The sequence below is a fragment of the Vibrio kagoshimensis genome, assembly GCF_050337535.1.
Classification (GTDB): Bacteria; Pseudomonadota; Gammaproteobacteria; order Enterobacterales; family Vibrionaceae; genus Vibrio; species Vibrio gallaecicus.
The window spans coordinates 1-13,605 of sequence record NZ_JAKJSZ010000035.1 but is presented as its reverse complement, the minus strand read 5'-3'; the positions used below and the strand labels follow the sequence as shown (position 1 = coordinate 13,605).

At 38.0% G+C, this 13,605-nt stretch carries 10 protein-coding genes; 9 read left to right on the top strand and 1 reads right to left on the bottom strand.

All coding sequences use genetic code 11. The features are described 5' to 3' along the window. Positions 1-269: 269 nt before the first annotated feature. The 9 genes from L4C37_RS21590 to L4C37_RS21550 all read left to right on the top strand — a co-directional run bounded on the left by L4C37_RS21590 (position 270) and on the right by L4C37_RS21550 (position 9,850). Positions 270-746 (top strand): hypothetical protein, encoded by a 477-nt coding sequence (locus tag L4C37_RS21590; protein ID WP_429769960.1) that lies wholly within the window; start codon positions 270-272, stop codon positions 744-746. Position 747: 1 nt separating this feature from the next. Further along, complete coding sequence (locus L4C37_RS21585; RefSeq protein ID WP_429769958.1) at positions 748-1,104, top strand: hypothetical protein; 357 nt, start codon at positions 748-750, stop codon at positions 1,102-1,104. 283 nt (positions 1,105-1,387) lie between these two features. Next, positions 1,388-2,566 carry a site-specific integrase gene (locus tag L4C37_RS21580; protein WP_429769956.1) on the top strand — a complete coding sequence of 393 codons (1,179 nt, stop codon included), beginning with the start codon at positions 1,388-1,390 and terminating at the stop codon, positions 2,564-2,566. 72 nt (positions 2,567-2,638) lie between these two features. Further along, complete coding sequence (locus L4C37_RS21575; RefSeq protein ID WP_429769954.1) at positions 2,639-3,607, top strand: hypothetical protein; 969 nt, start codon at positions 2,639-2,641, stop codon at positions 3,605-3,607. A 79-nt stretch (positions 3,608-3,686) separates the two neighbouring features. Then, the gene (locus tag L4C37_RS21570) at positions 3,687-3,929 is read left to right on the top strand and encodes a helix-turn-helix transcriptional regulator (RefSeq protein ID WP_373937425.1); all 243 of its coding nucleotides are present in this window, start codon (positions 3,687-3,689) and stop codon (positions 3,927-3,929) included. Further along, on the top strand, positions 3,922-5,163 hold the full coding sequence (locus L4C37_RS21565) for a VapE domain-containing protein (protein WP_429769952.1): 1,242 nt from the start codon (positions 3,922-3,924) through the stop codon (positions 5,161-5,163). Before L4C37_RS21570 ends, L4C37_RS21565 begins: the two co-directional genes overlap by 8 nt. Before the next feature lie 219 nt (positions 5,164-5,382). Continuing rightward, positions 5,383-6,441: a competence protein CoiA family protein gene (locus tag L4C37_RS21560; RefSeq protein WP_429769950.1), complete on the top strand. Its 1,059-nt coding sequence runs from the start codon at positions 5,383-5,385 to the stop codon at positions 6,439-6,441. A 434-nt stretch (positions 6,442-6,875) separates the two neighbouring features. Then, positions 6,876-7,580 carry a hypothetical protein gene (locus L4C37_RS21555; RefSeq protein WP_429769948.1) on the top strand — a complete coding sequence of 235 codons (705 nt, stop codon included), beginning with the start codon at positions 6,876-6,878 and terminating at the stop codon, positions 7,578-7,580. Continuing rightward, complete coding sequence (locus L4C37_RS21550) at positions 7,574-9,850, top strand: DEAD/DEAH box helicase (protein ID WP_429769946.1); 2,277 nt, start codon at positions 7,574-7,576, stop codon at positions 9,848-9,850. Before L4C37_RS21555 ends, L4C37_RS21550 begins: the two co-directional genes overlap by 7 nt. Before the next feature lie 289 nt (positions 9,851-10,139). Here L4C37_RS21550 and L4C37_RS21545 read toward each other — a convergent pair whose 3' ends face one another. Beyond that, a complete protein-coding gene (locus tag L4C37_RS21545) occupies positions 10,140-13,055 on the bottom strand; it encodes an NACHT domain-containing protein (protein ID WP_429769945.1) in 2,916 nt (971 codons plus the stop codon). Between the last annotated feature and the right edge of the window lie 550 nt (positions 13,056-13,605).

Below are 13,605 nucleotides of genomic sequence, written 5' to 3'. Positions count from 1 at the left end.
GTTGCAGCCAGATCCGTCAGATGATTTCAAACTGTTTGAATATTCAAAAGTTCGTACGCGTTGAAATCTCACATAACAAGCAATTTAAGCAGACTGTCAACGCTTGGCATTTTCAACTCGGTTTAGTTTTAGTGAGTTAGGTGGTAATTTTGAGTGTATTGGGTAGCGTTGTCAGCTACTTAATTGGGCGTTATGAGTCTCAGTTAACTCCTGTTCAAAAGAGCAAAGTTAGAGGGTATAATCCGCAAAAAAGATAAGGTATTGAAATAATGGATTTATTGAAAAGCTTATGGACTGCTATGACAACTCCGAATTTATCGGATTATGGTAGTTGGGCGTCAATTATTGGTTTTTTTATCTCTGTACTAACACTAGTTCTTGTTAAACGTTTAAAGAAAAGCTTTATGTTTAGGGCAAGAGTTGACGCTCAAGGCGATTTTTTACAAGAGAAATCCGCAGAACTATCTAGTCTATTAGCTACATATAAGTCTAGCTCTGATGATATCGCTCAAACTTTAGCCAAGGTCAAAGTAAAGCTTCGAGCACTTAATAAAGGCGCTAAAGGTGATTTAGAGGAAGACATTTCTAATGCAGTTGAAAAGATAGACCGATTTTTAAATTCCTACTGGGATAAAACCACATCTACGCTCCCTCCAGAAAAAGATGTTAGGGAAATTTATTCGTTGATAAATATAATTGTAGAAGAATTAGATAATGTTAAATCTGAATTGGTTGTAGGGAGTTAATATGAAGACTATCAGAGATTGGGTTTTACTTGTAGATAAGTTGACTGAACTAACTCAGTACAATGAAATTAAGTGGGAGCGACATACTGCGCCAAATCATTTGCAAAGTACAATTAGTAGAGTTGATTTTGTCTATTTTGTTTATTTTAACAATAAACAGTTTAGACTTTATGAAGAAAATTATAAGTATCATACAGATGAAGATGAATATTATTGGGAAACACAAGCAAGATTAGGCTTAGTTGATGAGTTAGGGAACCCAATGTTTGATGTTCCCAACACTAGAAATATGCATAACCTAATGCAAGCCGTTAAATATCAATCATCGGACATTAATAGTATTTTTTCTGGCTGGTAAATACTCATAACAAACTGTTCAAGAGTGATTCGCAACGCGTGGCATTTTTGCTATGCGTTAGTTTTAGTGATTGAGGTGGTGTGCGCAGGCTTTTGTATTGCGTTGCTCACACCTTAACAGTGCGATTTTATAATGTAACGCAATGAACGGCTATGAACTGAAATGATAATTTAATCGAATAAATACAGTTGGATAGATATGAATAATTGGTTCACTGTTGTTCAGTGAAATCTCTCAAGTTACAATTTTTCTGCTACATATTTGCTACACTAAGGATTGTGTTATGGCATTAAAGCAGAAGATCACCAACAGCTCTATCAAGAATCTCACCATTGAAGATAAGCGTCTGAACGATACCGAAGTCAGCGGCTTTCATGCGCGTATCTCCCCAAAAGGGACAGTGAAGTATTACCTGTACTATCGAATTAATGGCAAGCAGCGAAACTACTTCTTAGGTGCTGCCAATTCATTAACGCCCGCTCAAGCTAGAGACTTAGCCAAAGAGAAATCTGGACAGGTCGCCAGTGGGGAAGACGTACAAGAAAGCCGTCACGAAGCTAAAAAATTAGAAGCCCGTGAGGGACTGACGTTAACCCGTTTCCTTGATGAGCATTACCAAGACTATTTGATTGCTTTAAATCCTCGAACGGCTAACCAATCATTCAACTCGATTAAGAATACGTTTGCTCACCTAGGTGAAAAACGTCTTACTGATATTACCGCTCGTGACATTCAAGAATGGTACACCCACAAGCGCAAACAAGGTCGAGCACCCGCCACAATGAGCCGAACCTTTATGTCGTTCAAAGCGGCACTCACAAGGGCGGTTGAGTGGGAGCTGTTAGACTCTCACTCACTGGATAAAGTGAAACTGGTTACTGAGGACAATACCCGTGTACGTTATCTTTCTAGCGAAGAAGAAAGCGCTTTACTGACAGCGCTTGATGAACGTAACGACAGGCTAAGAGCGTCCGGTAGCGAAAAGCTATATTCAGACTTTGTTAAGCCGCTAGTTATCACCGCAATGAACACTGGCGGGCGTAAAAGTGAGTTGCTGAGTTTGTCTTGGGAAGATGTGTCGTTTGAGAATCGTTATCTGACTGTAAAAGCTGAAAATGCCAAGTCTAAGAAAGCTAGGCGCATCCCACTCAATGACACCGTGTTTAACCTTCTTTCTAAGTGGCGAGCACAAAACCCCAATCAAATTTACGTATTTACACCTAATCACCGAGAATCTGCACCTCTGATTCAATACCCATGGCAATGCCTACTGAAAGCGGCTGATATCTCAAACTTTCGGTTTCATGATTTGCGCCACCACTTTGCGAGTAAACTTGTGACTAACGGCGTGGATTTAAATACGGTTCGTGAGCTGTTAGGGCATTCTGATTTGAAGATGACCCTTAGATATGCTCATTTAGCCCCAGAGCATAAAGCGGCGGCTGTGAACCTCATCGGATAGTGAGTGCGTTTTACTATGTCACCATCATCAAATCAGTAAGCTAACCATTAAATGGCTTAGAGATGCAGATTGATGGACGATAACAGGGATTACATACATCTAAACGAACTGGAAAAGTTAACGTTACTCACCAAGGAACAGGTGTTTGATGCGGTTGAGCGAGGGGCGTTTAGGCTTCACGCTAAAATTGATTGTCCAGATGCAGCGGCAGTCGATAGCCATAACGTATTGCTCTATAGCTTGCATGTTCGGGGCTTCATCGAGTTAACCCAAAAGCAATCTCTACAGGTCTTAGCGGGTGAATGCCAGTTAACACGGTTTAAAGCCTTTCCGACACTGGCTTATGCTAAAGCAAGGCTTATTAACCATGCTTTCCCGAATGCGGTTAAAGGTCAGTTTAATGGAATCCACGAGCAGCGGTTAAGCTCCGAACATATAGCTTTCATTGTTCCCAAGCTTGCAGCCGTGTACCCAGAGCAAGAAAGCATGATGCAGCTTGCTAAGAACAAAACCAGTCAGGGACAGGCATCAAGCTTCCTTGGACTACTAACGGCATTCACTGAAACCATCAACGAAAGCACCAAGCAATTATCGACCATACCTATAGGCTTACAAGCCAGTGATATCAGGCTTTGCACAAACAATTTAAGCCAGAGTTTTAACCAAACATGGCAAGAGTTAAGCCGTAACGATAACCGGTTATCTAACCACACTAAGCCAGCTACCCATTCAACGCCGAACCAAGTCGAACAAGGTTTGCAGCCAGATGTTGAAACGCATCCTATCAGACTCATTATTCATAATGTTTTGCTGGCTCACCCTAAAGCTACGCCGAAACAAGCTTGGGAGCGAATAAAGAATGAACATGAGGCACAAGGTGAAACAGCTCGTATCTATGACGTACACAGCCAGGTGTCAGAAATGAAAGACAATGAACTTTGTTACTTTGCTAAAACAGGAGATGCCGAGTTAACCGTCACTTACGCTCACTTTCGTAAAAACCTGTTCTATCAAGTAAAGAAATCAAAAAAGTTAAATTAGCGGTGTCAGGGCAAACGTCAGCTGACAATCTGACTGGTTAACGTTGAACCTCAATAAACAAACATAGGCAACCAAGACCATGCTAGACACTCAACAAACAAAGCGCGCTTACACTGAGCAAGAAACTTCGACTTACATCGGCATGAGCCGTTCATTTCTACGCCAAGCTCGTATGGAAGGGCAACGCAAAAACAGAACTGACGCACCACCTTTCATTAAGATTGGTCGCGCGGTTCGTTACCTCAAAGAAGATTTAGACCGCTGGCTAGACAATCACACTAAGCGAGACCACTTATCACAAGAGGAGTGCTTCCATGCTTAAAGAGCCAGAGTTCCCTCATGTGAAGTACACCGAGTCCGGTAAAACCATTGTGCTGAATACGGCTGATAACCTAAAGGCTTTACTCAAAAGCTCAGGCTACGAAGCCAAGCTTAACAAGATGACCCTAGAGCCTGATATTTTCAAAGGTAAGGAGTGCATGGGTTCTCCCGATACGGTGAGAAGTGAGCTGATTTCAGTGGCGTCTATCCATTCATTGCCTAAGCCTGCCATTGATGACCATTTTAACGCCGTTGCTTTAGAAAATAGCTATCATCCTATCAAGGATTGGTTATCAGGTGAGTGGGACGGACAGCCAAGAGTGGATGCGGTGCTAGGCTGCTTAGGGGCTAAGAATCCACAGTTGGCGAGAATGGTATTGCTACACTGGTTAGTGGGCTGTGTAGCATGTTTGATAGTGCCTAATTTCAAATCAAAACTTGTTCCAGTGCTGCAAGGCGAGCAGTCCTTTAAGAAAACGGCTTTCGTTGAGCGTATTGCTAACGTGATGCCAAGTGCCTTCTTAGAAGGGGCAGAGCTAAACCCTGATAACAAAGACAGCATTTTATCGGTTATCCGTTCATGGATAGTCGAGCTAGGGGAGTTGGAGCGTTCTACCAAAAACTGCCAAGGCGCACTCAAAGCGTTCGTTACTCGCGCTCAAGATACGGTGCGTCCTCCTTACGCAAGAAGTGATATCAAAAAGTCACGACAAACCAACCTGATAGCGACGGTAAACGGCACAGATTTCCTAAAGGATGAAACGGGGAACTCACGTTACGCGGTCATTGAACTGGTGGCTGAAACCAATATGGATAAGCTTAATGAGTTGCTAGGGTGGGATTATCAAGTAACGGGTGAGCTGACGCTGGCAGAGCCGGAGAAACTGCGTCAATTCTGGTTAGAAGTGAAACACCTATTTTTAGTCCAAAAACACCCTTGGATGCTTTCCTCTGACGCTCAAGCCTTGGTATCAAAAGAATCGGCTAAGTACGTGGATAAAGGGACTTGGTACAACATGCTTAACGACCAACTAGAAACTTGTCATGGCAAGGCTAGGGAGTGGCTAACGACTAAACAAATCTGTGACTTGCTCAAGGTCGATGCGTCAAAAGGCAACGTGGTTGGTAAAGCATTAAACCAGTTACACAAAGAAGAAAAGCTAGATAAGAAAATGCTCAATGGTTCAAATCAATACTGTTTTCCTACCGTCATTCCCCACACTTCATTTCTGTAAGTTGCTTTTTCTACCCCACTTACTCCACTTGAATCAAAATTAGGTGGGGTAAGTGGGGTAATTTTCTGTACTTCTATAAATCAAAAACCATTCAAAGACTGAAAATTGAGGAAACTCATCGCAAGTTACTCATTAACTGAAGGTATTCCGATCATCGTCACTGTTATCTTTGATATGAAATGAAAAAATAAATAAGTAATCAGTTGCATGGTGGTGTGAATGCTAATTCCATTTGGTATGAGAGATAACAAGCTTTTCGATGTCAGTGAAGTGGTTAAAGGTCGAGCGTGTGATTGTATTTGTCCTAGCTGTAAGCAACCGCTGAGAGCCAACAAGGGCGATCCAGAAAAGAAAATTCACCATTTCTCGCATGATCCGAAATCTCAAAAAGAAGGGGAGAGACGGAAAGACTGTGAGTATTCATTCTTTGTGGCTGCCCGCTTGCTGATTAAGCAGCGATTAGAGCAAATGGAAACCATTGATATTCAATTACCAGATGGATTATCACATATTTCACAGCGAGATATTGTTGGTGAAAACCATACGAGTACTCGCTATTACGCCAAAGCTAAAACCTTAACTCTATGTAATATCGAAATTGAAAAGAGCTGCATAGGTGGGGAGCTCGATATCGTCGGTTATTGTGGTAAACATCCTATAGGATTGCACTTTTCTTATGATGGGCGGTTGCCCCTTGATTTTGCGGCGAATGATTCTGATGATGCAATCCTTGAAATAGACCTTACTGAGTTGTTAGAGCTCTATCGAGAACTCAAACTTGAAGAGGGGGTGACATTTATCGATGTTGTTTTGGATTATGTTCTAAATAGCGGGGAGAGGCTGTGGGTTAATCACCCTAGAAAAAAATTAGAGGAAACGAAAGCAAAATCGCAACTAGACCAATTTATTGAAGAGTTGAATTGCTGGTTGTTTAGGAAGGATGAAGACGGTAACGACATTATCGAACAGTATTATGGGCAAGGTGGGCATTATTGCCACAATTGTAAACGAGCTTGGCTAGATGAGCATTCTTTACCTAAATGCCCTGAATGTTCCCGTAGTGGTCGAGCGTTTGGACGTAGAGCTGAGATCAAAACATTGAGGGATTTGAATACATTGCGAGATAAGCAAATCTGCCTCAAGTGTTTCACCTGTCGAACGGATGAGTTTGAAGATATTTGTACGGAATGTTATTCGAGGTATCAAAAGTATGAAGTGAAATCCGCAAAAAGGATTGTCCAAGAAATTGTTCGAAATATTGTTGGTGAACATTATTAGGTGGAGTAAGTGGAGGAGCTTTTGTAACATTCACCAACTTAGAGCTCTACGAATAATTGTACTTTTAAAGTAATAATTTCCATTGCTAGCACGAAAATGCCCCTAAATGAGTTGCAATCGGCATCCGAGCGAATAGTAGAATTCTAATTTTTGAATACGTCAGCTAATGGAAGGCAAAGGCAAATCCTGACTCTTTGTCATTTTTTTTGCTTTCAGAGCTATTTAATAATTACTTCTGATGGTGTTTCCCAATCGCTGAACCTCATAGAAGTGATATTGATGAACGTATGTAAGGATATAAATTGTGATTCTAATCAATAATATAATTGTTGATAAAAAAGAACAAATGCTACTATACACATAATAAGTACCCTTGGACGGTTGTTGTTTCAATTCTGAAGCAACCTCTCATACAGACTGGTTAGGTGATGCATTTGGACAAAATTGATAATGAATGGGGATGTACCCATTCTCGCTACCACGACAGCAGTAACGTCAAGGCTTGTATTGTAGCTGTTGATGATTTAGACAAAATCTCTGAAAAATTAACGTCGGCAGTACTTGACTCTTCGTGGATGCTTGACCTAGATAAAGGAACCCAACGGACCTATGCATACACAGCCAGAGATACCGCTAACGCTTTGGTGGAGATATTTAAGACGTTTTCTGAAGATCATCAACTAGGTGCCGAGTTTGGCGAAGTTATGGTTTCGATCAGTTCAGCTCGTTCATTATCAGTTATCTTTGATCACATAGCACTACCTATAGCAGAGATATGGAAACCTCAGATCAAACAAAATGAAGGTTTTGATTTCCACACCGAGTGTACAGAACAGCTTATAAATTTTGGTGAGGCAAAATTTTCTGGGAGTGTAAATCCTCATGGTAAAGCAATACCACAAGCCGAAGGTTTCATTAATGAAGAAAAGCACTTTAGGGATCGGGTACATTTAGTCAATTTAGCGTCCCAAAAATCTATTGATAACTTAGACGATGACAAGTTTGGTGCCATAGCTGCATTTTCTATAAATTCAAAAGATCACGCTTCGATAATGGATAATGCGATAGAAAGCATTCAGAGGTCTGGACTGTTTGAAAAAGTTCAATGTGCTTACGTTATTGGAGTTGTTGTATGTTAGATATTAGAAGCATTAAGGCAGATACTCGTCCGCAAGTTAGTATTAGTGAATTAATAGAAACACTTCATAAAGACGGTCCCATTGATAATGAAGTAATACAGGCGTTAACATATTACAAACTTTTTCATTCTGAAGTTTTCAAAAGCTTTGAATCTAAAGTGCTGTCAGTTCTTGGGTTGTTTTATAAAGATGAGAATCCATCGGATTTATATTCTTTCTTATTGTCAGGAATTGGAAGAGAGAATAAAAAAAGATTTGGCGAATGGCTTACCCCAGTTCAAGCAAGTGTGCGATTAGCTGTAGAAGAAAATCGATACACATCAATATCTGCACCAACCAGTGCAGGTAAGTCTTTTTCTCTGAGAGATTATATTTTTGAGCAAGAAGAAGATAGCGTAATAGTTGTTCCATCTAGAGCACTTATCGCTGAGTATATGGCTACTTTGAGGGAGCGTTTCAAGAACAATAAGCAGGTTATGATCTCTTCCTTCGTTGATTGTGTATTTACAAGCAGGGAGTTGAGGCGAATTTTTGTTCTTACTCCTGAGCGCGCTAGAGAAATTTTTTCACATAGAGACAAATTGAATATCTCGTTATTCTTTTTTGATGAGGCTCAAGTATCAGAAGAAGCAGAAAGAGGGGTTATTTTTGATGTTTTAGTTAGGCGAGTTCAGGCTGCCTACCCAGAAGCAAAATTAGTATTTGCACATCCTTTTGTAGATAACCCTGGTGCCCAAATGAAGAAGCACGCGTTGGACGAGAGTCAGTCATACTCTCGGTCATACCCTCATAATACTGTTGGTAAAGCATTTGTATTTGGTCATAGTAACAAAAAAGACTACTATTTTTCACCATACAAAGAGCAAGGTCATCATGTAAAAAGCAGTATTCAACTAAATGAAAAGTTTGAGAAAATTGCATTCAACGGTAGCCATACAGTGCTGATTTTTGTGTCTAAAGCATCGTTATATCGGGGGGACTTCATCGATGACTTTCAGAAGTATGTCGACAGATTTGACCTAATAGAAGATGAATCTGCAACTGCAATAATCCAAGAAGTTGAATTGTTGATTGGAGCAAATGAGCAACACCACCGTTCTAATCTTGTTAGTTTACTAAGAAAAGGGGTAGTCATTCATCATGGATCTGTCCCTCTTGAAGTACGGTTTCTGATCGAAGAATTTATCAGACAGGGTCATGCAAAGATTTGCTTTGCTACTAGTACGTTAGCCCAAGGTATCAACATGCCATTCGATGTTGTTTGGTTGGACAATATGAGGATGCAAGGTGGTGATGAAGAAGACAAAGCACTAGCATTCAAAAACTTGATAGGACGTAGTGGTCGACTTTCTAAGGATGCAGTGTTTGATTTTGGGTATGTATATACAAAGAATCCTATATTACTTTCATCTCGTTTAAATACACCATTTACTTTATCTGAAGAGTCTCTTTTAGAACAAGATATAGAAGGCTTAGATGATGAAAGGGAGCTTATTTCGTCAATAATCGAAGGTACGTTTGATGAGGAGGTGAACCTTCCTTTAACTAAAGTTGATAGGCTCTCAACGAAAGAAGCCCTAGCTCTGATGGAGTCCGTTTTGTTTTTAATGTATGACGACGAATTCGGCGCGAACCTGTTTGGCAGGGATAATAGAGAAAATAGGTTAGTTACAAAAAACTGTCTAAGGGCTATTTATGAAGTATCGCTAGGAAGACCTTTGTATTCTGGTGAAAAGAACGTCTTTGATACCGCAATTGAAATATTTTTCCATTTAATTCAGGGACGAAGCTTTAAGGAAATTGTAGGAATAAGGTATAGCTATATTTCTAATAGAGGCAAGAACCAGAATTTGGATGCCAACTTCACTCAGCCTGCGAATAAACTACCAGATAGTGGATTATTTAATGAATATCCGCTGTTTAAAAATACAAAATCTAAAGACGTGAGTTACGATGCTGTTGTATTTGATACCTATGATTATTTGGATACAGTAATTTCATTTTCTTTATCAGACGTGCTTATCGGAGCCTTTAGTATTTACCATAATCATACTAAAGATACCAAGGCGTTAAAGATGGTAGAGCTATTAAAGTACGGCACTAACGATACTGTTCATACATTGTTGCTACGGTATGGATTTCCTCCAGAAGAAATTAAAGAAATATCGATGTACGTAGAATCTATCTCTGAACAGAATATCCTGTTTAAACCTGATGTTATTAGATCCCCAGATAATGTGAGGGAACTCGTAGACTGGTATTTACCATAAGGCTGAAGACGGAGTCAACAGACAGCACGGAGCTGCGGGGGCAGGTCATTAATTATGCTGTGATACTTTTCACATACATTTACTAATCTTATACGGGAGGGCTAGCCTGTAACGTCTAGCTCACTTTTGTCCAAAATCTTTATAGGCCGAATTTTTACACGTGGCACTTTCTAGCTCGAAAGTGCCCCATTGCGAGAGCCTTTGAGTTTCTGACAGGCTAGAATCAGTTCAACACTTTACTTGAAGTACCAATCCTTGCTGTATGCATTTAGCCAGACAAATCCGAGACTTATTTAATATCTACAACCATTTTTACAATGAAGTCTAGAGAAGAATTGGAACTATTTTGGTCCATAATTTTAGATAGATCATTCTTATATTTCTTGGATATTAAGTAAGATTTCTCCAATCGTTTCGCATTTGTAGTCACCTTGGTTTCTTCAATAACGCCAACTTGAAGTAGTTTCAAAAGGATATCAGGATCTTTATGCATTCTTTTATTAATGAAATCGACAGTTTTTACTTTAAATCGACCGTTACTCCAAAAATAATTCAAACATTTCTTAATGCTCTTTTCATAGTTATATTCTTTGGCTAAACTTAGTTCTTCAATCTCTGAAAACTTATCTTCAAGATCAGTTATATTGCAATCGTTTTCGAAGTTTTCTCGACAAAAGTTAATACAACCATTACTAAATAAAGGCTTTATAAAAGTAGATTTATAAAACTTAGTGTCACGAGAGAAATCACACTCTCCAAATGCTTCATGATTTTCTATCCAACAGTTTTTTAACACCATGTCCGAGAAATTGAATGTACTTTTTAAGGTCCTAGTTGAATAGAAATTGATAAGATTTAGGTTCTCTATAACCCCTTGACTAGCCCCGGAATATATTTGCTCCAATAATTTAGTTCTCTCATCCTTAGTTTGATTTACGAGTGTGCATAGGATAAAGAAAAACATGGATGAAGATAGTTTCCTATCAGTACTATCTTGTAAAGCTAAGCCTACAAACAGATAAAGATTATCGATCAAATCATTTCTGAAAGCATCGATATCACCAATTCGCTTTTTAATTAAATCAATAGCAGATACACCAATAGACAATACCTGACTGATTGTTATTTTGTCTAGTTCAGATAGTTGACTAAAGTCAGTTTTTTTTGATAGAACTAAAAACACGTACAACATCTTGAAGTAGTCCGCGAAAAAATCATATCTAAAGAGAATATAGTCAGAAACAGAATCATATATTAATAAAGGGTGCGCCTTATATATTTCCATATCGTTCCCATTAACAGATTCATTCTTCATTAGAATATGGCATGGTACTTTTCCATCATAAGTTAGAGCTATTTTTATGAACAGATTCACTTGTTCATCTATTGACTTATGCCCTAATTTTATTATTTCCCTATCGCACACTTTACCAATTAAAAAGTCATTGGCTAGTTCTGGAATCAATAGTTCTGTCTTAGGAAAAGAGAGATTCTGTTCGTCTATTAGAAGGTTTTCCTTCACCATGTCTAGAATATAAGGAACATATTCATTTGTTTCTCTATTTAAAGCAAATTGCTCAGATAAGCTTAATGCCTTACTAATTTTGTTTTTATTTCCTTCAAATTTTTTTTCAAAATATTTTTCAGCTAATTCTCTAGTGAATGGTGATAAAGTTAGTGAGTATATTTGATCCTCGTACTCACCAATAGACCAAAACTCTTCTCGACAAGTAAATATGACTTTAGCCTTGGCCAGGGTATCAGTATAATTATTAAAAATAGAACTAATTAGTCCATTTACGTCAAACTTACCGCCTAGTTTAGCTAGTACCTCATCAATACCATCTATAACGAATATTAAATTACCATGATCTATAGTAAGTTCAAAAACCGTTTTGTCCAATATGTAACTTACATTTTCAACATCTAGGAATGCTTTATAAAAATCATATAAATCACTAACTTCATCATTTTTACTAAGAACGTTTATTAGATCGTGAGAGCTTACAAATATTATATTAACATCGCCTTTGCTTTGTTTGTACAAGCCATCAAGATAATGTTTTACAACTGTTGTTTTACCAATCCCTCCCAGACCTTTTAAAATCATTAGAGGTGAGTTGTCTAATTCCATCCATTCTGAAATCAAAAGGTCTGCATTTTTATCGCTATTTATTGTCTGGGGTGTTATAAAGTCATCAATCGAAAACTCACCATCATGTAATATATCAACCTCAAAAGCATCGTTATATATCTTGTCCAATGAAAATTTCTCAATTGTGTAAATTCCCACACTTACCCCGATGTTCTTAAAGTCTCTTGAAAGTTTATTATCGTTAAACTCCCCTCCAGTTCTATTCGCATTATCCGTTATCAAAAATACTTGGTCTTGGATATTGATTAGGCTCTTTTCAGATATATGCTGAACAGATTTTGTTTGAGATGTGTATTTGTTGAAATAAATTAAATGTATTGGGTTCTGTATTATTCCACCAGAGAGGGTATAGTGTTCATACTTGTTTTCTTTAGAATGATGCTTATGTATAACTGATTTAGGAGATTGAACTTCTCTAAAGCAATCAACCAGTTTACTTACAGTATATTCTTTTTCTCTTATTATCAGTTCTTTATATTTTTTACACTCGCTAACTAACAATGAAATATCATTTGCGTTGGCAATTGCATTCTCCGGCGTATTATCTTCTTTCAACTTTCGTATAAAAACATTACCTTGCTTATATGCAGTTTGCGCTGGGAGTTGTTTAACTAACTCTAGTAAAAATGGTATTTCCTTAAATGATATTATTAATAATTCTACGTCATCTGAGTTTTCCTTTTTGACCGTAAAATAGCTCTCAATTGGAATGGTTTTTAAATCGACATAGCTATCACTACATTTAGCTCGAAAGTTTCTTTTAAGTCGGTTAACAAGATTGTTTTTGAATACAACTATATCAGATATGTTTTCTATTTTATTTCCTTGCCTATCATAATTGTATCTATTTTTTTTCTTTGTTATTTCATCAAATCCGACAATTAAGTACTTAGTTTTCTCTCTACTCTTTGTATTAATTAGAGAAACAAAGTCTTTAAGAAGTTCCCCCCAAGCTTTCTGTGTGTCTTTGTCTAATCCGTTCCAGTACCAATACGACTTGAACTCTATGGATTCTGACTCATCAAGTGAAATTAATTTATCTAAAAGCATTCTATACCATCACCAACTGAATTATGTGCCAATGATACTCTACAACTATTAATGCAATCAATCACCTACATTTCGTGACACACTTTTCGTTTTTAATATTATCCCATCTTTATATAATAGCTCTTTAACCACTCTCACTAGACTTTACTGGCATACCCTCAGGAAGAAATAGGATCTGGTCTTGCTTGTTGCTTCCTAAAGATTTCAAGATACTTTTTCTATTCTAAATTTAGCGAGTTGGATTCAAAGTTCTAACTTACATTTGTCCAGAAATTTTTTAGAAAGAGTTTTTTTTGGTTGTAAGAATGTAGAATTATAAAGCTACATATTTGCTACATGTATTCTATTTTAAAGTTTACCTTTGGTTTTAAGTTATTGATATAAAATGTATTATTGTTTTTTTTATTTCACCTTAACAGGGCGTTATGCGTCAGGAGGAAGAGTTGGATAATCAGTTTAAAGATTTAGCAAAGGAACATCCGGAAGCCGGTAGCAAACTAGGAATTGCACTCTCTACCTTAAGTCAGGTTCCTATTAATGGTATGAGAGG

What these genes read in the sequence shown, in the direction of transcription:
- L4C37_RS21590 (WP_429769960.1), top strand. Translation starts at nt 270, where the DNA reads ATGGATTTATTGAAAAGCTTATGGACTGCTATGACAACTCCGAATTTA.
- L4C37_RS21585 (WP_429769958.1), top strand. Translation starts at nt 748, where the DNA reads ATGAAGACTATCAGAGATTGGGTTTTACTTGTAGATAAGTTGACTGAA.
- L4C37_RS21580 (WP_429769956.1), top strand. Translation starts at nt 1,388, where the DNA reads ATGGCATTAAAGCAGAAGATCACCAACAGCTCTATCAAGAATCTCACC.
- L4C37_RS21575 (WP_429769954.1), top strand. Translation starts at nt 2,639, where the DNA reads ATGGACGATAACAGGGATTACATACATCTAAACGAACTGGAAAAGTTA.
- L4C37_RS21570 (WP_373937425.1), top strand. Translation starts at nt 3,687, where the DNA reads ATGCTAGACACTCAACAAACAAAGCGCGCTTACACTGAGCAAGAAACT.
- L4C37_RS21565 (WP_429769952.1), top strand. Translation starts at nt 3,922, where the DNA reads ATGCTTAAAGAGCCAGAGTTCCCTCATGTGAAGTACACCGAGTCCGGT.
- L4C37_RS21560 (WP_429769950.1), top strand. Translation starts at nt 5,383, where the DNA reads ATGCTAATTCCATTTGGTATGAGAGATAACAAGCTTTTCGATGTCAGT.
- L4C37_RS21550 (WP_429769946.1), top strand. Translation starts at nt 7,574, where the DNA reads ATGTTAGATATTAGAAGCATTAAGGCAGATACTCGTCCGCAAGTTAGT.
- L4C37_RS21545 (WP_429769945.1), bottom strand. Translation starts at nt 13,055, where the DNA reads ATGCTTTTAGATAAATTAATTTCACTTGATGAGTCAGAATCCATAGAG.